General features: G+C 38.2%; 22 protein-coding genes. 6 read left to right on the forward strand and 16 right to left on the reverse strand.

What is annotated here, in order from left to right:
• Positions 1 to 10 precede the first annotated feature (10 nt).
• The 4 genes from qoxD to qoxA are packed head-to-tail and all read right to left on the reverse strand — an operon-like array spanning position 11 to position 4,047.
• Entirely contained in the window at positions 11 to 343 is a 333-nt protein-coding gene (gene qoxD / locus HCJ55_RS08680) for a cytochrome aa3 quinol oxidase subunit IV (RefSeq protein ID WP_003725633.1), read from the reverse strand.
• A gap of 1 nt (position 344) precedes the next feature.
• Positions 345 to 956 carry a cytochrome aa3 quinol oxidase subunit III gene (gene qoxC, locus HCJ55_RS08685; RefSeq protein ID WP_003721631.1) on the reverse strand — a complete coding sequence of 204 codons (612 nt, stop codon included), beginning with the start codon at positions 954 to 956 and terminating at the stop codon, positions 345 to 347.
• Positions 944 to 2,923 (reverse strand): cytochrome aa3 quinol oxidase subunit I, encoded by a 1,980-nt coding sequence (gene qoxB / locus HCJ55_RS08690; protein ID WP_003732172.1) that lies wholly within the window; start codon positions 2,921 to 2,923, stop codon positions 944 to 946. Before qoxB ends, qoxC begins: the two co-directional genes overlap by 13 nt.
• Positions 2,924 to 2,940: 17 nt before the next feature.
• Positions 2,941 to 4,047 (reverse strand): cytochrome aa3 quinol oxidase subunit II, encoded by a 1,107-nt coding sequence (gene qoxA, locus HCJ55_RS08695; protein WP_008946400.1) that lies wholly within the window; start codon positions 4,045 to 4,047, stop codon positions 2,941 to 2,943.
• Positions 4,048 to 4,435: 388 nt separating this feature from the next.
• Here qoxA and HCJ55_RS08700 point away from each other — a divergent pair, with 388 nt between their 5' ends.
• Positions 4,436 to 4,630, forward strand: a complete 195-nt coding sequence (locus HCJ55_RS08700; protein WP_008946399.1) for a hypothetical protein — start codon at positions 4,436 to 4,438, stop codon at positions 4,628 to 4,630.
• A gap of 65 nt (positions 4,631 to 4,695) precedes the next feature.
• On the opposite strand, the gene HCJ55_RS08705 is transcribed toward HCJ55_RS08700, so the two are convergent.
• The 12 genes from HCJ55_RS08705 to dnaA all read right to left on the reverse strand — a co-directional run bounded on the left by HCJ55_RS08705 (position 4,696) and on the right by dnaA (position 20,250).
• Entirely contained in the window at positions 4,696 to 5,766 is a 1,071-nt protein-coding gene (locus HCJ55_RS08705) for a phosphomevalonate kinase (protein ID WP_185502785.1), read from the reverse strand.
• Positions 5,756 to 6,727, reverse strand: coding sequence for a diphosphomevalonate decarboxylase (gene mvaD, locus HCJ55_RS08710; RefSeq protein ID WP_185517809.1), 972 nt, complete (start codon positions 6,725 to 6,727; stop codon positions 5,756 to 5,758). Before mvaD ends, HCJ55_RS08705 begins: the two co-directional genes overlap by 11 nt.
• Positions 6,684 to 7,652, reverse strand: coding sequence for a mevalonate kinase (mvk, locus tag HCJ55_RS08715; protein WP_185517811.1), 969 nt, complete (start codon positions 7,650 to 7,652; stop codon positions 6,684 to 6,686). The genes mvaD and mvk overlap by 44 nt, the downstream gene beginning before the upstream one ends.
• A 141-nt stretch (positions 7,653 to 7,793) precedes the next feature.
• Positions 7,794 to 8,312 (reverse strand): spermidine N1-acetyltransferase, encoded by a 519-nt coding sequence (gene speG / locus HCJ55_RS08720; protein WP_185391750.1) that lies wholly within the window; start codon positions 8,310 to 8,312, stop codon positions 7,794 to 7,796.
• 15 nt (positions 8,313 to 8,327) lie between these two features.
• Positions 8,328 to 9,842, reverse strand: coding sequence for a cardiolipin synthase (gene cls / locus HCJ55_RS08725; RefSeq protein WP_185506491.1), 1,515 nt, complete (start codon positions 9,840 to 9,842; stop codon positions 8,328 to 8,330).
• A 135-nt stretch (positions 9,843 to 9,977) separates the two neighbouring features.
• Positions 9,978 to 12,506 (reverse strand): DNA gyrase subunit A, encoded by a 2,529-nt coding sequence (gyrA, locus tag HCJ55_RS08730; RefSeq protein WP_185480513.1) that lies wholly within the window; start codon positions 12,504 to 12,506, stop codon positions 9,978 to 9,980.
• A 94-nt stretch (positions 12,507 to 12,600) separates the two neighbouring features.
• Positions 12,601 to 14,541 (reverse strand): DNA topoisomerase (ATP-hydrolyzing) subunit B, encoded by a 1,941-nt coding sequence (gene gyrB / locus HCJ55_RS08735; RefSeq protein ID WP_185517812.1) that lies wholly within the window; start codon positions 14,539 to 14,541, stop codon positions 12,601 to 12,603.
• A 48-nt stretch (positions 14,542 to 14,589) separates the two neighbouring features.
• A complete protein-coding gene (gene recF, locus HCJ55_RS08740; protein WP_008946387.1) occupies positions 14,590 to 15,702 on the reverse strand; it encodes a DNA replication/repair protein RecF in 1,113 nt (370 codons plus the stop codon).
• Positions 15,703 to 15,705: 3 nt separating this feature from the next.
• Positions 15,706 to 15,927: a S4 domain-containing protein YaaA gene (gene yaaA, locus HCJ55_RS08745; protein WP_008946386.1), complete on the reverse strand. Its 222-nt coding sequence runs from the start codon at positions 15,925 to 15,927 to the stop codon at positions 15,706 to 15,708.
• A 179-nt stretch (positions 15,928 to 16,106) separates the two neighbouring features.
• Positions 16,107 to 17,450, reverse strand: coding sequence for an MATE family efflux transporter (locus HCJ55_RS08750; protein WP_185504242.1), 1,344 nt, complete (start codon positions 17,448 to 17,450; stop codon positions 16,107 to 16,109).
• Positions 17,451 to 17,555: 105 nt separating this feature from the next.
• Positions 17,556 to 18,701 carry a DNA polymerase III subunit beta gene (gene dnaN / locus HCJ55_RS08755; RefSeq protein WP_008946384.1) on the reverse strand — a complete coding sequence of 382 codons (1,146 nt, stop codon included), beginning with the start codon at positions 18,699 to 18,701 and terminating at the stop codon, positions 17,556 to 17,558.
• A gap of 193 nt (positions 18,702 to 18,894) precedes the next feature.
• Positions 18,895 to 20,250 carry a chromosomal replication initiator protein DnaA gene (gene dnaA, locus HCJ55_RS08760; RefSeq protein WP_003727573.1) on the reverse strand — a complete coding sequence of 452 codons (1,356 nt, stop codon included), beginning with the start codon at positions 20,248 to 20,250 and terminating at the stop codon, positions 18,895 to 18,897.
• A 506-nt stretch (positions 20,251 to 20,756) separates the two neighbouring features.
• On the opposite strand from dnaA, the gene HCJ55_RS08765 reads away from it, so the two are divergent.
• From HCJ55_RS08765 to jag, 5 genes are all read left to right on the forward strand, one after another.
• Positions 20,757 to 21,227, forward strand: coding sequence for a hypothetical protein (locus HCJ55_RS08765; RefSeq protein WP_008946382.1), 471 nt, complete (start codon positions 20,757 to 20,759; stop codon positions 21,225 to 21,227).
• Between the two features lie 167 nt (positions 21,228 to 21,394).
• On the forward strand, positions 21,395 to 21,529 hold the full coding sequence (gene rpmH, locus HCJ55_RS08770; RefSeq protein WP_003718062.1) for a 50S ribosomal protein L34: 135 nt from the start codon (positions 21,395 to 21,397) through the stop codon (positions 21,527 to 21,529).
• Positions 21,530 to 21,618: 89 nt separating this feature from the next.
• The gene (gene rnpA / locus HCJ55_RS08775; RefSeq protein WP_185480511.1) at positions 21,619 to 21,978 is read left to right on the forward strand and encodes a ribonuclease P protein component; all 360 of its coding nucleotides are present in this window, start codon (positions 21,619 to 21,621) and stop codon (positions 21,976 to 21,978) included.
• A gap of 40 nt (positions 21,979 to 22,018) precedes the next feature.
• Entirely contained in the window at positions 22,019 to 22,882 is an 864-nt protein-coding gene (gene yidC, locus HCJ55_RS08780) for a membrane protein insertase YidC (protein WP_008946380.1), read from the forward strand.
• On the forward strand, positions 22,879 to 23,499 hold the full coding sequence (gene jag / locus HCJ55_RS08785; RefSeq protein WP_008946379.1) for an RNA-binding cell elongation regulator Jag/EloR: 621 nt from the start codon (positions 22,879 to 22,881) through the stop codon (positions 23,497 to 23,499). The genes yidC and jag overlap by 4 nt, the downstream gene beginning before the upstream one ends.
• Positions 23,500 to 23,534 lie beyond the last annotated feature (35 nt).

Here is a 23,534-nt window from a genome sequence, read left to right on the forward strand (position 1 = left end):
AGCTTATTTTTTATAACAAATGATTCATATGGCCAATTTCCATTACCCAATAAGAACCAATAACTACGACAATCGCAATAAATGCTGCGAATAAAATATTACCGATTTGGATTTTACCATCGCGGCCTTCTGTCATGTGCATGAACATCAGAAGCTGTAGGGCTGCCTGAATGAACGCAAAGATGAAAATAATAACTACCTTAACATTCGTTGTTAGCGTCGAATAAAGAGCCACCCAGACTGCTAGAAGCGTCAAAATAACCGATAGCGCAAAGCCAACAATATGCTTCCAAGGAATGCCACCTTCAGCATGTGCTGCATTTGATTTATTATTTTGTGTCATATTAGTTCACCATCCCTAGCAAATAGACACCGGTGAAAATGAAAATCCACACAACATCCAAGAAATGCCAGTATAAACTGGAAATAAATACTTTTGATGCTGTTTTTGGCGTCAAACCATGCATTTTAATTTGAATCAGAATAAAACTAATCCAGAAAATCCCGACCGTTACGTGAAGACCATGCGTCCCTAGTAGAACGAAGAATGCCGACCAGTAAGAACCGACTTGCATCGTAACGCCTTCCGTCACATAGTGTGCAAATTCATACAGCTCAAAGCCAACAAATCCCGCACCAAGAATCAATGTGATAATCGAGTAAATCGTCAACATTTTCACATTGCCTTTACGCATTTCACCAATTGCAAGACCGCACGTGAAGCTACTTGTTAATAGTAAAAATGTCATTATTAGGACTAGCCAAAGTTCAAACATTTCAGCTGGAGGATGACCCGCGTTCGAGCCAGCCTTTCTCATAACAAAGTAAGTTGCAAAAAGCGTCGCAAACAATGCAATTTCGGCGCCAAGGAAAATCCAGAAACCAAGAATATTTAATCGACCTTGTTCTGACCTATATTCAATGGGTAGATTTTTATTTGTTTCTACAGATTCCATGGGTTACCCTCCTTCACACCAGTCGCAAGTTCGCGCGCATTATGTTCTTCTGTTTCTTTGATTTCGTCCACTTCCACGTGGTAGCCGTCGTTATTTTGGAACGAACGATAAATCATACATCCTAAAATACCAACAAGACCAATAATTCCCATCCAATACCAGTAGAAGACTAGTCCAAAACCGGCAATGAAGAAGAAGACCGACATCACAAATCCAACCATCGTATTGCTTGGCATATGGATTGGTTTATAATTTTTATCATTTACATATGGATCGCCTTTTTGTTTTCTATTCCAGAAATCATCCAAGTCATTCCATTCAGGTAAAACAGCAAAGTTATATTTTGGCGGAACTGCGGAACTTGTAGCCCATTCAAGCGTACGAGCATCCCACGGGTCACCTGTAACTTCACGTTTAGAGTTTTTGTAGCTGTAGTAGATGTTGTAGCAAAGAACTAAGAACGCCACACCCATCAAGAATCCGCCCACTGTAGAGATAAAGTTAAGCGTTGTCCAGCCATCACCTTGAACGTAAGTGTAAATACGACGAGGCATACCATCAAGTCCTAGGAAATATTGCGGGAAGAAACAAACGTTAAATCCAACAACGAAAATCCAGAAGAACCATTTACCAATTTTTTCATTCAGTCTGTAACCGACCATTTTTGGATACCAGTATGTAAGCCCGGCAAAGCAGGAGAACACGGTTCCGGCAATTAATACGTAGTGGAAATGGGATACTAAGAAATACGTATTGTGATATTGATAATCGGCCGCAGCCATCGCAAGCATAACCCCAGTTACCCCACCGACAACAAAGTTAGGGATAAAGGCAAGCGACCAAAGCATTGGCGTTGTAAAGGTTATTCGCCCTTTGTACATCGTAAAGAGCCAGTTGAATATCTTAATCCCGGTCGGAATCGCAATCATCATCGTTGTAATGGAGAAGAAGGAGTTAACAAGCGCCCCTGATCCCATTGTAAAGAAGTGATGGACCCAAACTAGGAAACTTAGTAAAGAAATAACTGCCATCGCAGCAACCATCGCCGGATAACCGAATAATTTTTTCCTTGAGAAAGTAGAAATAATCTCTGAGAAAATACCGAAAGCTGGCAAAATAACAATATACACTTCCGGATGCCCCCAAACCCAGAACAAGTTGGCCCACATCATTGGAAGCCCGCCATTCGTGAGTGTGAAGAATGCTGTCCCAAACAGTCGATCAAATGACATTAAAGCAAGCGCCACTGTTAAAACTGGGAAAGCGAAAATAATAATCAAACTTGTAATTAATGAAGACCAAGTAAACATTGGCATTTTCATCAACGTCATACCTTTTGTACGCATTCTTAAAATCGTCACGAAGAAGTTAATCCCCGTCATCAACGTACCAATACCAGCGATTTGAACACCTAGAAGATAGAAGTTAATTCCATATCCAGCGCTAAAATCTGTCGCAAGTGGCGCATAGTTTGTCCAACCAGCATCTGGCGAACCACCAATTACGAATGATAAGTTAAATAGCATCGCTCCCATAAAGAACGTCCAAAAACTTAAGTTGTTTAAAAACGGAAATGCTACATCACGCGCACCAATTTGAAGTGGTACGGCAATGTTCATCAAGCCAATGATAAACGGCATCGCCATAAATAAAATCATAATCGTTCCGTGCGTAGAAAATACTTCATTGTAATGCTGTGCGTCTAAAAATTTCATATCCGGTAAAGCGAGCTGGGTACGCATCATTAGCGCATCCACACCGCCACGGAAAAACATTAAGACAGCAGCAAGCAAGTACATAATACCTATTTTTTTATGATCAACGGAAGAAATCCACTCTTTCATGAGCCACTTCCATTTTTTTGTATAAGTTAGTAACGCAACAACACCAATACTTACAAGTACGATAGAAATTTGCGCACCTAAAATCATCGGGTCACCAGTTACGATAAACTCATTCCATTTCATGCCTTATGTCCCCCCTTTTACTTCCCTGCGTCATCCGATTCTTTTTTATTGAATTCATTTGTTTGGATGTCTTCTTCCATTTTCTTCATTTCGTCTTCACGGTGTTTGTCCTCATGGTAACCTTCACCATTTTTAATAATTTGTGGCTTCATATCATGACGCTCAAATTGCGGATTAGTTACTGTAACAGGACGAACCGGAAGCATTGGTTTGTCAGAAATGGTCGATTTTGTGTTTGGATTATGTGGATTTGTCATCTCATAACCAAAACGTTTGTAGGCATAGAAAACATACTCTGGATCAGCTGCAACATCAACAAATGCTAAATGCGTACCAGAATAAGTTTTTTGCTTAGAGCTTCCAGGAATTAACAGACGGTCATAGATGTCTTGCGTAATAACTGGTGAGCTAGCTTTTGTTTCTTTTGCCCATTTTTTGAAATCTTTTTCAGATTGAGCTACTACATCAAAGCGTTGATCTGCAAAACCTTCGCCGTTGAAGTTTGCGTTACGACCTTTGTATGTACCAACTTCATCTGCTTGTAAATATAAATTCATCGTCATGCCAGACATCGCATATTTTTGTCCACCTAATTGCGGAACCCAAAAGCTTGTCATCGTATCTGCGGAAGTTAATTTGAATAATACAGGACGGTCGGTTGGAATGTTTACATAGTTCACCGTTTCAATCGACTCATCTGGATAACTAAAAATCCATTTCCAGTCTGCACTTGTTGCGTAAATAATAATTGGATCTTTATGCGAAGTCACTTTTGGTGCTTCTTCCCCTGCATAAATTGTTTTTACCGTCGGAATAGCTAGAGCAATAACGATAGCCACTGGAATCAATGTCCAAAAAATTTCCAGTTTTTTACTGCCATGCATATCTGGCTCGTAGTTTGAAATGTCTTTCCGTTCGCGGTATTTAACCAACATAATTGTAAACAATACAAAAATCGTCAAAACAATAACCAGCATAAATATAATCGAATAAATAATTAAGTCCGACTGACCTTTAGCAACTGGCCCTTTTGGATTAAGTACCGTCAAGTCACCACAACCACTTATAAGGCCGGTAACCCCAAGTAGTGCCGTGAGTAGCAAAGATTTAAGTACCTTTGACACCCGAATCCCCTCTTTTCCTTTTGATGTTTTCTAATGTGTATTTTTGCGCAAAAATACCATTACCGGAGTGCTGAAAGAAGCTTTTTAGAACTCCTATGTAACTGAAAAAATGCCTTTTACTATTTAGTTCTTTTAAAAAAACTCACAAACTTTTTTAAAACTGATTAGCATTTTTAAAATCACTATGTTCATACTCTAACTCATTATATCTGATTTGATATCTTAGTTCAAAAACCTGATATATTAAATATTTCACAAACTTTTATTCTGTTCACTATTCCCTAGATTGTGAAATTCGAAACAAATGGGAAATGATTTTTATATGAAAAGTTGTTTTTCATGGTATATTAGTTTTGTCGCATACTTTAATTCCACAAGGAGTGGTTGGGTGAGTAAAAAATTAAAGATATTTCGAATGATTGAATTAATAATTGGAATTATAGGTATTGTTTTACCATCCATATTATATTTCATGGATATTCTTTCTGGTGCAGAATCTGGCATTTTGACAGTTGTTGGTGTGGTTATTTTTAATCATGCAGCTGATTTATCTAATAAAGATAAGACGGAAAAAAAGATTTAGTAATCAAACTAAAAGCCGAACAACTTTTATGTAAAAGTTGTTCGGCTTTATTAGTGATATCTCCATTATTCAGTAATTTGAACTCTCCCTGTATGGAAAGGTAAATGTTTAATACCAAGCGATTCCCACTCTTGAACTAGTTTTTCGGCGAGTTCTTTCGTTTTTGAGAAAGCTATTCCGCAATCTCCGCCACCAGAACCGGAAGATTTTCCTGCGCCGCCCATATTTTCGGCTGAGTCTGCTAGTTCTTTTAGCAAGCTCGTTTCAATGTTGACGCCCGCTTTTGTTCCAAGTTCTTGAAGAATACGACGATTTTCTTTGATTGATGCATAAAGCAATTCTTCGTTTTTCGTATGGAAAGCTTGAATCATTTGCTTCATGATTTCGTTATTTCTAGTTAAGAAATGTTGATAATTTTTGCTATCTTCTTGTTTAAACGCGTGAATTTGCGAAACAAGTTTGCCAGTACTCACAGGTGTACCCGTCCAACCAACTGAAAATGTTGAAACTGGTTCTTCTAATGTTTCGATTTGTAGCATCGGCCATGGTTCTTTCATAAACCATTCCAGTGATTTATACGCTAAACGATGCTTCACCCATTCTTGATCGAATGTTGTATACGCAATCCAGCCGCCGTACATACAAGATGCAATGTCACCACATGAACCGTTTCCTTGAACGACTAAATGGGAAAGTGCAGCTAGTTTAAATTTTTTCAGCATGGATATTTCTGGATGGAATTTCGTCATCAGCGCGTTGATTACAGCTACCGTTGCGGCTGCGCTTGAACCTAGTCCATATTTTGCGCCAGATTGATCGATTAATTCTGTTTCAATGACCATTTTCACTGGAGTTAGCTCGATGCCTTCTGATTTTAGGAACGTTGTCGCGATATTGATTGCCTCAGCTGTAAAAGTCCAATGTTCCCCGTCTGGTTTAAGTTCGCCGCCGATTGGCCATGAAACTGGATTTTCATAATGTGGAATCCATAATTCATTGCGCTCACTATCTTCTAGCGTTAGCGTTATATAACGGTTAACCGCAGTTAGAATGGCTGTGTGACCGGATTCTACAACCGCATATTCACCAGCAACATATAATTTTCCGGGTATTTTAACCTGTAGTTTATTTTTCATCTGATATAACACTCGCTTCCTTACCAGCGTGGCAAATTAGAACGTTTTTAGCCAAACCTGACAACTTCTCTGCTACGATATTTTCATTTTCACGTTCACAAATCACTTTCACATTAGGGCCGGCATCCATTGTAAAATAAGCTGGTATGCCATCTTCGCGCAATTCTCTAACGGCGTCCATTATTTCAAGTGACTGTGGTTGAAAATAAGTGAAGGGTGGCTCTGCGCCAAGTGTTGTCGCATGCATTTTCATGCCGTTTCGCTCTGTGATTTCGCCAACTTTGATGAAATCTTCGTCCAAAATAGCTTGTTTCATTTCTTCCAAATCCGTCTTAGCAGCAGCTACCCAGTTTTCGAAAAACGGGGATGTTTCAACGGTTAGACGCATGCCATCACGGCTAGAAACTTTCTTTTCTTTGTCCGAAACGACTGCGACTACAAGGGACATTTTATCACATAATTTGTTAGTAAAAGGTACCGCGAATGAATCACTGCCATCAGCAAGCTCGCCTTTTTCCCAAATAACGAAATCGCCAAAAATCGAACGAGAAGCAGATCCAGAGCCGAATCGAGCCAGTCTGGAAATATATTCTTTTGTATCGTTTCTGCCTGCTGCGCTCGACCCTGCAAGCGCAAGCGCCGCAAATGCCGATGCCGATGAAGCTAGTCCGGCCGCAGTTGGTACGTGATTTTCGGAAATGATTTTTGCTTTTGCTGTTAAGCCGAATTCTTCACGCATTTTATCTATAAAACGAGCTACTTTTGCATCCGTTTTTTGTTCATCGTTAAGAATAAATGTATCTTGGGATAGATTTTTGTCCCATTCTACTGTTGTTTTTGTATAAAATTTATCTACCGTGAAGGATAAACTGCTATTTGCAGGTAGAATCAAGTGTTCATCGCGTTTTCCCCAGTATTTAATTAGCGCCACATTCGTGTGTGCGATGGCTGTCGCTCTCATAACTACCTTCTCCAATCGTAAAAATCCATTCTTGTGCAGCTCCAGCATCATGAAGCGCCTTCGTTATTTTTTCAGCGATTTCTTGATTTTTTGCTACAGCGATAATACATCCACCACGACCACCGCCTGTAAGTTTTGCCCCGTCTGCGCCACTACTTCTAGCTACTTTAATTAATTTCTCTAAACTGCTATCGCTTACTGTCAAAGTTTCCAAATAAGTTTGTGCTTGATTCATTGCAGCACCAATCTTCACAGTGTCTGCATCGCCTTCTAAATGCGTCTTTATTTCCCGGGAAATATCGCCGAGTTGCTTAATTATTTTACCGATTTTAGCTTCGTTTTCTTTGTATAACACTTGAACATCCTTAACCGCGTCTCTCGTTTCACTTGGAACACCTGTGTCCGCTACGACGAACGTGATTTTTTTAGGAAAGCTCATAATTTCTAGTTTTCGATCTCGCTCGTACCAAACTGGCTTTTCACTAACAACCGTAATGGCATCAACACCACTAGCATTACCGTGAGCAATTTTTTCTGCCGCATTAACAATTGCTAATAGTTTTTTAGAGTCTAATTCTTGATTGAAATATTTATATAAGCCGCGCGCAATACTTGTTGCTACTGCGGCACTTGATCCTAATCCTCGTCCAATTGGAACGCCTGACATAACATGAATAGAAACACATTCACCATTACCAATTTTGTTTAAAACGTCTACAACTAATGCTTTGATTCCCGCTAAGAAATCAGGCATATCTTCTAAATCACCTGTAAAAAATGCCGAAGAGAATTTGGTTTTTGTAGAAGCTTCTACATTTGTCGTTACTACTGCTTGTGTAAATGGGACTGAAATTGCCGGTTCTCCGTATACAACTGCATGTTCTCCGCATAATATCATTTTAGCTGTCCCAATGCCTGTAGCCAATGCACGCCAATCCTTTCTCCATCAAAATAATACAAACTTTAATACTTCATGATACCATAATTTTTTCACTAAAACCTTATTATAGAACTTTTTTTGACCCAAAACAATGACTGGCGCAACTTTTCCCGCGCCAATCACCTTTTAAATATCCATTTCTTGATATTGTTGTTGGAAAATACACATTCGAATCGCATCGTGGTAAGTTCCATCAACAAAAAATTCATCAATTAGTTCGCCTTCACGAATAAAACCAACTTTTTCATAGATGTGAATTGCTTTTTCATTTACTTTATCAACGACTAAATATAATTTATGCAGATTTAGTACGTGAAAAGCATATTTCATCGCGAGTTTTGTGGCAGACACAGCATAACCGTGTCCCTGAAACTTAGGATCAATAATAATTTGAAATTCCGCTCTTCGGTGAATATAATCAATTTCCATTAACTCGACTAATCCAACCATTTGGCCATCTAATTCTAAAATAAAACGGCGTTCTGACTGATCGTGAATGTGCTTATCATATAACTCCTGAAGCTCGACAAATGCCTCATATGGCTCTTCAAACCAGTACGACATAATCTTCGCATCATTATTTAACCGATGAACAAATTTCAAATCTTCTCGTTCAAGCGGTCTAAGTTTTAAATCTCCACTCATTTTTCCACTCCTAAATTATAAAATTGGTGATAGTAAACTGGATAGAACTTCTTTTATACGCGTAAACAATGGCTTATTCTCCATGTCTTTCATCGTAAATAATCGGCTATCTTCAAAATCTTTCTTGAAATCGCGCTTTAAATGATGCATAGCCTCGCTTTCATCATATAAAAACACCATTAATTCATGATTCAATCTAAAGCTACGAACATCAAAATTCGCAGTCCCAATAGCTGCACGCGTTCCATCCACTAACATTGCCTTCGCATGAACAAAAGAGTCATCGGCGTAGGCATACATTTTCGCGCCTGCCTCAATCATCGTTTTCACATAAGCATTACTTCCGTGGAATGAAATCCCGCGATCGCCTTTTCCAGGAATGATAACCCGTACGTCAACGCCACTCATTGCAACCCGGCGGATAACCGCAAGCGATTCCTCATCAGGAACAAAGTAGGGCGACACAATCCAAACTGACTCTTTAGCGGAATCAATCAAATCAAGCATCGAATCGCGAACCCATTTTTCTTTATCGTATGGTCCGCCGTATATGACCTGAGCCCATTCGTCGCCCATATCAACTGGAGAGAAATACTGTTTTAATCCGGTTTCGCTGATAAATCCGTCGGCAGCGCCAGCTCGATTTTCCATATAAATCCAATCGTTTAGGAAAGATTCTTGGAGTTCGATTACGGCTTGACCGGTGATTTTAATATGCGTATCGCGCCAAACACGGAAATCAGGCGTATTGGAACGGTATTCTTCCCCAATGTTGAGCCCACCCGTGAAGCCTATTTGCCCGTCAATCACGACAATTTTACGGTGATTTCTTAAATTGGCCGTTCTTACAATCCACGGCGAGGAAATTGGATCAAAGGCGTGAATACTAACACCAGCTTCTTTTAAAGGGGCCAAAAAGGCTTTATGGAGCTTACTTGAACCTAGTCCATCAAACATAAATCTAACTTCAACGCCAGATTTCGCTTTTTCTACCAAAATATCGCGAATCTCGGTAGAAATTTCATCCGTTTTGAAAATATAGTATTGAATATGGATGTGGTTTTCCGCTTTTCTAAGCGCGTCTAAGAGCACTGGGAAAGTTTCTTCACCATTTGTTAGTATTTCAATTTTATTCCCCTTAATCGGCTCTATGGAGGTTAAATGAGCAATCCTTTTAGAGAGTCTTGGTAATTTTTCATTGGTGTTATTCGGAATTGCATGAACTGCATTTATTAATTTAGCTTTTTCCGTAACTTGAGCTGTGCTGAATTTTCTAGTTGCTGGGTTTCTACCGAACACAAGGTAACTAATCGTTCCAAGTACAGGTAAAATGAAAATAACCGCAATCCAGGCGACTTTTGAGCTAGTATTCCGCTGATCAAATAGGAGTAGCCGAACCGTAATAACAACCCCGCATAATTGAATAATCGCACTTGTTACTAAGAAAAGTATGGCTGCTTGATTAATTAAAACATATTCCACTAAAAATAAAACTACTGCTATAAACAGAAATTGGATCAGTTTGCGCATTTTTTTCAACTCTTCCCTTTTTTAGACGTATTAAAGATATTATACATAAAATGCGACCAAAAAGCGCTTTTTAATACCGAAAAAAAGCTGGAAAATCGTTCTAATTCGCAAATTAGAGTCATTTCCAGCTTGGTTTTATTCTTCTATGTCGCTTCCAGGAGCATCTTCAAAACTTTCATCAGGAACTTGCGTGATTAATGTTTCGTCGATTTCTTCCTCAAGCTCAACTTCATCTTCTTCTTTTGGAACTTTTGCAACAGTGGCTACTTTTTCATCTTCATCAAGACGAATTAGTTTGACACCCATTGCGCTACGACCTGTTTGTGATACGGTTTCGATTTCAAAACGAATCAAGACGCCGCTCACGGTCATTAGCATTAAGTCTTCTTCACCAGTAACAGTTTTCATTGCTACTAAGTTACCGTTTTTCTCAGTGATTGTAACGGTTTTAACACCCATACCACCACGATTACGAAGCGGATACTGGGAAGCTGGCGTTTGTTTACCATAACCTTTTTCCGTTACAACGAGTACTTTTTCGTCATCTTCCAGTACTTCCATGCCGATAACTTCATCGTCTTCACGAAGTCTAATACCACGAACACCAGCAGCTGTACGGCCCATTACGCGGATATTTTCTTCTGGGAAGTAGATAGATTGTCCATGTTTCGTTGCGATAATCATGTTTTTGCTACCATCTGTCATTTGAACAGAAATAAGTTCATCGTTTTCGCGAAGTTCAACTGCACGAAGACCACTTTGACGAATTTTCGCAAATTGAGAAAGGGTTGTACGCTTCACGACACCATGTTTTGTCGTGAAGAATAGGTAGCTATCATCGGTGAATTCGGATAGATTTATCACGGCATTCACTTGTTCTTGGCTTTCGATTCCAAGCAAGTTGATGATTGGGATACCTTTGGCGGTACGACCGTATTCAGGCACTTCATAACCTTTCGAACGGTAAACTTTACCAGTGTTAGTGAAAAATAGTAACGTATCATGCGTGCTCGTTGCAACAAGGTGTTCTACGAAATCATCTTCATGTGTAGACATACCTTGAATACCACGGCCACCACGACGTTGACTACGATAAGTCGATAATGGTAAACGTTTAATATAGCCACGTTTAGTTAGCGTGATTGCTACTTCTTCTTCTGGGATTAAGTCTTCATCTTCAAGGCTTACTAAATCACCAGCCAAGATTTCTGTACGACGTTTATCCGCATATTTAACTTTGATTTCTTCTAATTCTTCACGAATAATTTCAAGAATACGTTCATCATCAGCTAAAATGGCTTTTAAATCGTTAATTAATGCCACTAAGTTTTGATATTCTTCTTCAATCTTTTCGCGTTCTAAACCTGTTAAACGTTGCAAACGCATATCTAAAATGGCTTGCGCTTGTTTATCAGAAAGGTTGAATTGTGTCATCAAACCTTCTTTAGCGACATCGGAAGTTTTTGATCCACGAATTAATTTAATAATCGCGTCAATGTTATCAAGAGCGATTCGTAAACCTTCTAAGATATGAGCACGAGCTTCTGCTTTACGAAGCTCAAATTCAGTACGGCGACGAATAACTACTTTTTGATGTTCCAAATAATAATAAAGGATTTCTTTTAAATTAAGGACTTTTGGATGGTTGTCGACAAGTGCGAGCATATTAATACCAAAAGTAGTTTGAAGTGCTGTCATTTTGAATAAATTATTCACGATAACACTTGCGCTAATATCACGACGAACTTCAATAACGATGCGCATTCCGGAACGGTCAGACTCATCATTTAGGGAAGTAATACCGTCAATTTTCTTCTCACGAGCTAGTTCGGCAATACGTTCAACTAGACGCGCTTTATTTACTTGGTAAGGAATTTCAGTAATAACGATTGTTTCTTTACCATTTTTCTTTTCTTCAATGTCAACACGACCACGAACAGTAATCGAACCGCGACCACTTTCGTAAGCGCGACGAATTCCACTACGTCCCATAATCATCCCAGCAGTAGGGAAGTCAGGTCCTGGGATGTATTCCATTAAATCACGAATAGTAATTTCTGGATCACGACTCAGCGCCAAAACGCCGTCAATAACTTCACCAAGATGGTGGGTAGGAATATTCGTAGCCATACCAACCGCGATACCTGACGAACCATTGACTAGTAAGTTAGGGAAACGCGCTGGTAAAATAACTGGCTCGCGCTCGGAACCATCATAGTTATCCGCGTAATCAATCGTATCTTTGTTAATATCGCGCAGTAGTTCCATCGAAATTTTTGACATACGTGCTTCTGTATAACGCATCGCTGCCGCCATATCACCATCGACCGAACCAAAGTTACCATGTCCGTCAACTAGCATATTACGATAACTAAAATCTTGCGCCATCCGAACCATTGTAAAGTAAACCGCTGTATCGCCGTGGGGGTGATACTTACCAATAACTTCCCCAACAATACGCGCCGATTTCTTATAGGCTTTATCAGAAGTCATACCTAAGTCATTCATCGCATATAAAATACGACGGTGAACTGGCTTTAATCCGTCACGAACATCTGGTAGGGCACGGGCAACAATTACGCTCATCGCGTAGTCTAAGAATGAAGTCCGCATTTCTTTATTTAAGTTTATCTCTGTTATTCGTTGATTTGGTGTTTCTGCCATTGTTAGAGAAACCTCCCTTTCAAAAGTAAGGCTGAATCTAGTTCAAACCTTTTAAAAACAATTAATATCCCAATTATTACCCGGGAAATATTTATTAAACATCCAAGTTTTTAACGTATTGTGCATTGTCTTCAATGAATTTACGACGAGGTTCCACGCGGTCACCCATCAACATTTCAAAAGTTTCATCGGCATCAATAGCGTCTTTGATATTGACTTGAAGTAGTGTACGGTGTTCAGGATTCATGGTTGTTTCCCAAAGTTGCTCAGGGTTCATTTCTCCAAGACCTTTATATCGTTGAATGCTGTATTTAGTGTCTCCATCAAGGGATGCTAGATAATCTTCTAATTGTCCATCACTGTATACGTACTCCACTTGTTTACCATGCTTAATTTGATAAAGCGGTGGTTGTGCAATATAGATATAACCTGCATCAAGCAGTGGACGCATATAACGATAAAATAACGTAAGAAGTAGTGTACGAATATGTGCACCATCAACATCGGCATCAGTCATAATAATTAGTTTGTGGTAACGAGATTTAGAAACGTCGAAATCTCCGCCAAAACCAGTACCCATTGCTGTAAAAATAGTTCGAATTTCTTCGTTAGCTAAAATACGATCTAAACGCGCTTTTTCTACGTTCAAAATTTTACCACGAATCGGCAAAATTGCTTGGAATAAACGGTCACGACCTTGTTTAGCGGAACCACCAGCTGAGTCACCCTCAACGATGTAAAGTTCGCTGATTTCAGGATTACGGGAAGAACAGTCAGCTAGTTTACCTGGCAAGCTAGAAATTTCTAGCCCACTGCTTTTACGAGCAACTTCACGCGCGCGCTTAGCAGCCAGACGTGCACGAGAGGCCACAACGCCCTTCTCAACGATTTTTTTAGCAACATCCGGGTTTTCCATCATAAATTTATTTAAAGCCTCAGAAAACAGTTTATCGGTGATAGAACGGGCTTCTGAATTTCCAAGTTTTGTTTTTGTTTGTCCTTCAAACTGTGGATCTGGGTGTTTGATGGAAATAATTGCTGTTAAACCTTCACGAACATCTTCACCAGAAAGGTTATCATCACTATCTTTGAACAATTTATTACGGCGCGCATAGTCATTAATAACACGCGTTAATGCCGTTTTAAATCCAGATTCGTGTGTTCCGCCTTCATAGGTATGAATATTATTCGCAAATGAAATGATATTGCTTGAGAATCCAGTGTTATATTGCATGGAAATCTCAACCATAATGTCATCGCGTTCGCCTTCCAAATAAATTGGTGGCTCATGGATAACGTCTTTTGCTTTATTTAAATGCTCAACGTAAGAACGAATTCCGCCTTCATAGTGGAAATTTTTACGTACTTTATGCTCGTCACGTTTATCTTCAATCGAAATTGTTAGACCACGGTTCAAGAAAGCAAGTTCGCGCGTACGAGTACGAAGCGTGTCAAAATCAAATTCTGTTGTTTCTGTGAAAATTTGTGGATCTGGCGTAAAGTGAACAATTGTTCCACGGTAATCCGTTTCGCCTTGTTCTTCCATGTCCATCACAACATCACCGCGTTCAAAACGTTGGTAATATTTTTTACCTTCACGATGAACGTGTACTTCAAGAGAGGTAGAAAGGGCATTAACTACAGATGCACCAACCCCGTGAAGTCCGCCTGATACTTTATATCCGCCACCGCCGAATTTACCACCGGCATGAAGAACGGTAAAGATAACTTCTACTGTTGGACGACCGATTTTTTCGTTAATCCCAGTTGGAATTCCACGTCCGTTATCGCGAACAGTAATGCTGTTATCATCTTCAATTGTAATTTCAATTTCTGTACAAAAACCAGCAAGGGCTTCATCGATTGCATTATCAACAATTTCCCATACAAGGTGATGGAGTCCACGTTGACTAGTTGAACCAATATACATACCAGGTCTTTTTCGAACTGCTTCTAAGCCTTCCAGTACTTGTATTTGATCTTCGTTATAATCGGAAGCACTTTCCTGTACATTTGTAATATTTTCTTCTGACATTAATTATTCCACCGCACTTTCTTTTTCATCAAATTATATTAACCTAGATTAGGATTTTTTTACTGTACCTTTTTCTACATAGAAAGTTGTTGCTTGTTTGAGCGTTTCATGGTCGATCCCGCTCGTACTTGTTGTCGTTACAAAGGTTTGTACTTTTCCTTCAATAGCTCCAAGCAAATGTGATTGACGGTAATCATCAAGTTCACTTAGCACATCATCAAGAAGAAGAACCGGATATTCTCCAGTTTCTTCGTGGATTAAGTCAATTTCTGCTAGTTTTACAGAAAGTGCCGTTGTCCGTTGCTGGCCTTGTGAACCAAAATCTTGCACATTTTGCCCATTAATATAAAACAGAGAATCATCCCGATGTGGCCCAATAAGTGTGACACCACGGTCGATTTCTCTTTGTTTGATTGATTCCATTTTTTGAAGTAAATCCGCTTTCCACACTTCGGGATCGTCCCCATTTAGCGTGACGGAAGCTTTATACTCGATTTTTAACGTCTCTAAACCTCGGGAAATTTGGTGATGAATCGGCGCCGCATATGCTTCTAATTTTTGAATGAAATCAGCTCGTCTTTTCGTCAAATTAATGGCGACATCCGCAAACTGTTCTGTCAAAATATCAAGCAACATTGGATCTACTTTGCGTTTCATTTGCAACATCTTCAAATATTGGTTCCGTTGCTGTAAAATCCGCTGATATTCACTTAAATTATGCAAATAAATCGGCTGCATTTGTCCAATTTCCATATTTAAAAAGCGACGTCTAACTCCAGGCGCACCTTTTACAAGCGATAAATCTTCTGGGGCAAAAATAACCACGTTTAAGTTTCCAACGTATTGGCTTAGTTTCTTTTGTTCCAAATGATTTACTTTAGCTCGCTTGCCTTTTTGGGTGATAGCAAGCTCTAAAGGCACTGATTGCCCGTGCTTTGCTATCCGACCTTCCATCTTGGCTTCTTCTTTTTCCCACATAATAAAATCTTTATCATTCGTTGTCCGGTGTGATTTTGCAAGTGCAAGCATCAATACGGCTTCCAAAAGGTTGGTTTTACCTTGTGCGTTCTCGCCAAGAAAAACATTTACAGATGGGGAAAATTCTAGTTCTAAGTTTTCATAATTGCGGAAATTTCTTAAAACAATACTTTCTAAATGCATCTGCTATTTTCCTTGCTCAATTTTCACTTTTCCAATACCGGGAACTAAGATAACATCGCCATTACGAAGCTTTTTCCCCCGGCGATTGTCTTGCTCTCCGTTGATGTAAATCGTATTTTCACTCAGGTACGCTTTTGCCATTCCACCAGTCGAAACTACATCAATCATTTGTAAAAGTTGACCAAGCGTTACGAACTCACTATTTATCTTCACTGTTTCAGCCAAAAATTTCACGCCCAATCTTTTTTTATCACTACCTTCTATTTTACTAAAGTTTTGCCAATAATACAAAGAATATTTTCATATATTCGTTTTTCAGCTTTTTTTAGCAAAACTAATGGGGGGATATTATTTATTCAAAAAAAGAAAATATGAGCTTCTCTGGCGTTTTTTCACTAAAATGGTTATTTTCGCCTGATAACTGCCTTTTTTTGCCATGCTCCTGATTTATATCGCCAAACGCCGAGCATTGTTGCGGTAATCCATGCAACTGGAGTAGCCCACCAAAGCCCTACATAACCAATGTAAAGTGATAAAATAAAACCGATAACAAGTCGTGAAATTAACTCGAAAATCCCCATCGCTAAAGGAACCATCGCATCCCCAGTACCTCGCAATGTCTCACGAACAACAAACAAAATTCCGACTACAACATAAAATAACGACACAATAAGTAAATAGCTCACACCAATATTAATAACTTCTGTCTCGCTGGAATCTACAAATAGTAATAAAAACTGCCGAGCGAAAAGTTGCACTAAAATTGTGATGCCAATACTGATAGCAGTAACTACTTTGATTCCCGACCAAAATCCTTCGCGAACGCGGTCAATTTTCCCAGCACCGATATTTTGACCAGCAAACATGGAAGAGGCCGCACCGAAAGCAATCCCTGGTTGATATGTAAGTGAATCAATTCGACTTGCCGCCGTATAAGCTGCAACGACCGATGAACCGAATCCATTTATTAAACTTTGAAGAGCCATATTTCCGATAGAAATAAAGGATCCTTGTAATCCAGAAGGCAGTCCAATGCGCACCATCTCTTTAAGCAGTGGGGTGGAAAGCTTGAATTTCGCACGTTCTATCCGCATAAACGGCACGTGACGATAAGCATAGTAAATAACGGCAATTGCTGCAGCTGTTTGGGATAAAACCGTCGCAATCGCAGCCCCGCGAACGCCCATATCCATATAAACAACAAATAAAAAATCAAGCGCAATATTCATTAAAGACGATAAAATCAAAAAAATCAGTGGCGTAATCGAATTTCCGAGTGCCCGAAGAATCGCCGCCATTCCGTTATACAAACTCATAGGTAAAATTCCGATAAATAGGGTGGTTAAAAAGATGGTCGAATCATCTAAAATATTCGCTGGCGTTCTAAGTAACACAAGTAATGGCTTCGCAAGTAAAACACCCGCAACAGTCAAAATAATCGCCGAAAAAACCACCGCATAAGTTGCCGTAGCAATAACATCTTTTAAACGATCATAATCTTTAAAGCCAAAATACTGTGCAACTACGACAGAAATCCCGCTCATAAGTCCAATAATCAAAGAAATCATAAAAAAATTGACTGAGTTTGTCGCGCCAACAGCAGCAAGCGCATCGACACTGACAAATTTCCCAACAATAACCGCATCAATCATCGTATAAAATTGCTGGAATAAGTTTCCAATCAACATCGGCATCGCGAATAAAAAAATTAATTTTGTCGGATTACCTGTTGTCATATCTTTCATCATGCTAAGAATTACCTCCATTTGCATAAATATACATTTCTATCCAAAAACTGTACTATAACAAAAAAAATCCGCCTTGAAACCAAGACGGATGTGCTTTTTGCGAGATTAGTAAGTTCTAACCGGCGTGATTAATTGTAAAATTTCATTTGGATTGGCTGCATCTTTTGGTCGAAGTACGAATGGGCGCATTGTACCAGAGAAGGAAATTTGAATATCATCACCTTCAAAAGCACGCAGGGCATCCATCATGTATTTACCGTTAAAAGATATTTTGATTTCTTCGCCAGTAAAGCTTTGGCTGAAGACATTTTCAGAAACATTCCCAACTTCCGGAGAATTCGAGGATACTTCTACTTGGCCATTTTCCAGTGTCATTAATTTAATAACGTTATTACGATTTTCGCGAGCAAGTAGGGACGCACGGTCAATTGCTTGTAAAAACGCTTTGGAATTAATGACTAATTCTGATTTAGTATCAGTTGGAATTAGACGAGATGTATCTGGGTAACTACCTTCAAGTAAACGAGAGTAGAATAGTAAATCTTTTAATTTAAAAAGAATTTGATTGTTTGCAAGTGTCATTTCAATTGATTCGCTTGCATCATCTAAAATTTTATTTAATTCGGATAAGCTTTTTCCTGGAATAACAATGTTGTATTCTTCGTCAATGTTTGTTTCCAGTGGAATTTCACGTAAAGCTAGACGGTGACTATCTGTTGCGACTGCACTAAGCTTATTATCTTTAATAATCCAGTTAACACCAGTAAGTACTGGGCGAACTTCGATAGCAGAAACAGCGAATACTGTTTGGCGAACGATATTTTTCAGTACATTAATTGGAATTTTGATAGTTTTACCATCAGTAACTTCTGGTAATTTAGGATATTCCATTGGATCTAAGCCGTTTAATGTAAAAGATGCTTGACCGGAACTAATGTTGGTTTGGTAATTAGAAGTAACTTCAATTTCTACATTTTCTTCTGGTAAACGACGAACGATATCGCCGAAGTATTTGGATTGAAGAACAATCCCACCAAAACTTTCCACTTCTACAATTACTTCATCATTTTCAACTAATGGAATAAATGCTTCGATGGAAATATCGGAATCACTACCAGTTAGTGTTACACCTTCATCATTTACGACAATTTTTATTCCCGTTAATATTGGAATCGTTGTTCTTGCAGAGATGGCACGAGTAACTTCATTGACTGCTTGGACAAGACGATCACGCTCAATAACAAATTTCATGAGTATCCCCCATTTTTTTATATTTTGTAAAACCTCAAAAACCTTTAATTAATTAATAAAAAATCGTAGTAATAGTAATAGGCGCTGTGGATTTGTGGATAAGTAGGTTGCAAGCCATGATGTATAAAGTTTTCCACATGTTGATAACTTGTGGGTAAGTATGTTTCAGTTATCCACATTGTACACAGGTCTATTAAAACATATTTTGTGCTTTTCTTAAATTTTTTTCAATTTCAGCAAGGTCATTTTTCAACACTTGGTCGGTTTTTAGCAGTTGCGATATTTTTTCATGTGCATGAATGACTGTTGTATGATCTCGGCCACCAAATTCATCACCGATTTTTGGTAATGAGGCGTCTGTAAGCTCTCTAGAAAGATACATAGCGATTTGGCGCGGGAATGCGATACTTTTCGTCCGTTTTTTTGCTTTAAAATCTTCTAAACGCACATGGAAATATTCACCGACTGCTTCTTGAATACCACTAATAGTAATAACTTGTGATTTAGAAGAGGGGATAATATCTTTTAGTGCTTCTGCTGCAAGACCAGCTGTTATATCTTTATTAACGAGGGAAGAATAAGCAACTACTCGGATGAGTGCGCCTTCTAACTCGCGAATATTCGAATCAATTTGGTTTGCGATATAAAGCATGACTTCATTTGGAATATCTAATCCATCAGCTTTTGCTTTTTTACGTAAAATGGCGATCCGTGTTTCTAAGTCTGGTGGCGTAATATCAGTGATTAAGCCCCATTCAAAGCGGGATCTCAGTCGATCTTCCAGTGTAGGGATTTCTTTTGGTGGTCGGTCACTGGAAATAATAATTTGCTTTTGTTCATCATAAAGCGTGTTAAATGTATGGAAAAATTCCTCTTGTGTTCCTTCTTTACCGGCTAAAAATTGAATATCATCAATAAGTAAAACATCGACATTCCGGTATTTTGTGCGGAATTCTTCGGTTTTGTTATCACGAATAGAGCTAATAAACTCATTCGTGAATTTTTCGCTGGAAAGGTACATTACTTTCGCATTATCTTTATGTTGTTGAACATAGTGGCCAACTGCGTGCATTAAATGTGTTTTGCCGAGGCCAACTCCTCCATAAATGAAGAGTGGATTATATGCTTTCGCTGGTGCTTCGGCTACTGCAAGTGACGCTGCATGGGCGAATCTGTTCCCTGAACCAATGACAAACGTATCAAAAACATAACGCGGATTAAGCATATGTTTTCCAATTTCAATGCCATCTTCATCTAACGCTGGATTCGGTTTAATCACAGTGTATTCGAAGTTTTCTTCTTGCTCGCCATCAATAAAGCGGACATCAAATAAGCGACCAGTTATTTCTTGCAAAATGTTAGCGATAAATTGCGTGTAGCTTTTCTCTAACCAATCGCGAACAAAATTATTGGGCGCTGAAATAATAAACGTGTTACCTTCTAATGAATGAGCCGTTGTTGATTTCATCCATGTATCGTAACTCGGTTTACTCATATTTTTTTTAACGATTTGCAGTGTTTCCTGCCAGATGTCTTCAATTGATTGCACTAGTAACCCCCCTTTTTTATGTAATGTAAATGGATGCTATAAAGTTATCCACAGATAGAAAAAGCTATGGATAAGGTTATCCAAACACTGTTAAAAAATTATCCACAAAGTGAAAATGCATTGTGGATAACTTTAGTTTTCCCCAGCTATATTTCTATTCGACAGGAATTATAATATCAGAAAATCACTCTGATAGCAAGGACTTACCAAATCTATCCACAAAACTGTCCAGATGTGAAAAACGGTTGTCCACAGCCAGTTAACTTGTGTATAACTTGTGTGTAAAGAAATCTGTAACGAAATTGTTAAAATTAATTATCCACAAGTCATTGTGTGTAAGTAACCACTAATTGTGTATAAGTTTGAACTAAATCAAAATGTTATCCACAATAAAAGAACGTTATTAACTAGTTATCCACATTTTCTGGGAAAGGATTTCATTGCGACAATGTGTTAAACTATTTACCGAATACGAAAAAAAAGACAAAAAAATGAGGTTGTGAAAAATGATATTTCAACGGCTTTTGAAAACTAGAGATACAGAATTTTATCGGGTTATACAAAACGGGAATATTGACGACGTGTTTGGTTACTTATTAATTCACGACAAACGGGAACCGGCAGAGATTGACGATTTTACGGTATTTGCAAAAAGTAATATAAATAAAGAAGCTTTTTCAGTAAATATCAAAAAAAATCATTTTTACACGATGTTTTTTCACTTTACAGATTTAGAAGAAGAACAGGAAATTCCAAAATTTACAAAAGTAATTCGTTTTATAGAAGGTTTATTATCTTTTCAGCCAGAAACAAGTCATTATGTGGATAACTATTTAATAAAAGAAAAACTCATTTTTGAATATCCTGCTGAATTTGAGAAGATTGGGGAATTTGCGCAGTATTTAGTAGAGATTTCCGGCCGAAAAATTGCAATACCAGAGACTACTAGAGAAAAATATGTCTATTTGACACAATAATTTTCGAAAAATGGTTTTTCTCTCTATAAAAATATGATATGATAGTGAACGGAGTCTAAATAGAAATTCGTCTAAATAGTATTGACAAAAATGACCAGTTCACGTACAATATCTAAGACTGTCTAATAGATAAATTCGATTGGACCCTTTCATGGGAGGTGTAATTAATGAAAAGAACATATCAACCAAGTAAACGTAAAAGAAAAAAAGTGCATGGTTTCCGTACGCGTATGAGTACTAAAAACGGACGTAGAGTTTTAGCAAGTCGTCGTCGTAAAGGAAGAAAAGTTTTATCTGCGTAGACCACTGAAAACGACTCAGTGGTTTTTTTTTTGAAAAATCGCTGAGTTAAACGGCCTTATACTAAGATATGTAAGAAGATGGAGAATGTATGAAAAAAAAATATAGAATTAAAAAAAATGACGATTTTCAAAAAGTATTCCGAAGAGGAAAATCTTTTGCTAACCGTCAATTTGTTGTTTATACTTTAAAGCAAGAAGGATCGAATCATTTTCGCATTGGTTTATCGGTTAGTAAAAAAATTGGAAACGCTGTCTGCCGAAATCGGATTAAACGTTACATAAGACAATCATTCCATGAATTAGAAGACCAAATCAATCCTGAAAATGAATATATTATCATCGCCAGAAAACCGGCGGCCAATATGGATTTTCATGAAGTAAAGAAAAGTTTGATTCATGTTTTAAAAGTGGGGCGTGTTTTAAAGCAAAAAGCAAACAATTCAAAATGAGTGGAAATTTGAAAAAGGCGAAATTGGAGGTTACATCAATTTGAAGAAGAAAAAGCGATTCAAACAGAAGTTGCTCATCGCAAGTCTTGTAATCGGATTAATGGCTGTACTTTCGGGTTGTGGCTATTCAACTGATCCAATTACATCAGAATCAACTGGATTTTGGAGTCATTACATCGTATTCCCATTATCCTGGACAATTACGTGGTTTTCCGATTTATTCGGGGGAAGTTATGCAGTCGGAATTATTGTTGTTACAATTTTAATTCGTCTACTTATCATGCCTTTAATGATCAAACAGCTGAAAAGCCAAAAAGCCATGACAAATTTACAACCGAAAATCAAAGAACTACAAGAAAAATACTCATCCAAAGATAATGAAACAAAACAAAAATTACAACAAGAAACAATGCGTTTATATCAAGAAAATAGTGTAAATCCAATGATGGGTTGTTTACCATTATTAATTCAAATGCCGATTCTACTAGGATTCTACCAAGCTATTAGTAGAACAGCAGAAATTAAAACAGATTCATTCTTATGGATGCAACTGGGAAATCCGGATCCATATTACATCTTGCCGGTTGTTGCAGCACTAACAACATTCTTATCATCAAAAATTTCTATGATGGGGCAAACACAGCAAAATAAATCAATGGCTATGATTGTTTATATCATGCCAGTAATGATTCTATTTATGGGTATTACATTACCGTCTGCACTTGCTCTATACTGGATTATCGGTAACGTTTTCACCGTATTCCAAACACTTTTAATTAATAATCCTTTTAAAAACAAACGCGAACAGGAGGCGCTGGCTGCTGCTCAACTTGCAGAAGATCGCTTGAAGAAAAAAGCAGCTAACATGAAAGCTTCCAAAAAAGGAGGTAAGAAAAGAAAGTGAGAGATTTAACTGCGCAAGGCTCAAACGTTGAAGAAGCTATCCAAAATGCATTAGCCACTTTAGAAACAACACGCGACAAGGTCGAAGTAGAAGTTCTAGATGAAGGTAAAAAAGGTATTTTCGGAATTGGTTCAAGACTGGCTATGGTAAAAGTAATTGAAAAAGAAGATGGTATCCAAGTAGCGATTGATTATCTTTTAGATGTTGCTACCAAGATGGGTGCAGTAATCACGATCGATGTAGAAGAAGTTGGTAAAGATGTGAAGTTGCAAATTAAAGGTGACAGCCTAGGTATGCTAATCGGCAAACACGGTCAAACCCTTAATGCGCTTCAATACTTAACACAATTAATTGCTAATAAAACAACGAGCCAATACAAAAACATTATTGTTAATGTAGGGGATTACCGTGAAAGACGTCATGAAACGTTAGTGATTTTAGCGAATAAAATGGCGGATAAAGCTCTTAAAACAAAGCGCGCTGTTCATTTAGAACCAATGCCTTCATTTGAAAGGAAAATCATTCATGCTATTTTAAGTGAGAATGACCAAATTGAAACGCATTCTGAAGGACGCGATCCTTATCGTTATATTGTGATTAAGCCAGTTCGGAAATAAATTTTTAGGCTGAGGTTTTTAGGAACCTCAGTCTT

This window comes from Listeria marthii, assembly GCF_014227425.1.
Classification (GTDB): domain Bacteria; phylum Bacillota; class Bacilli; order Lactobacillales; family Listeriaceae; genus Listeria; species Listeria marthii.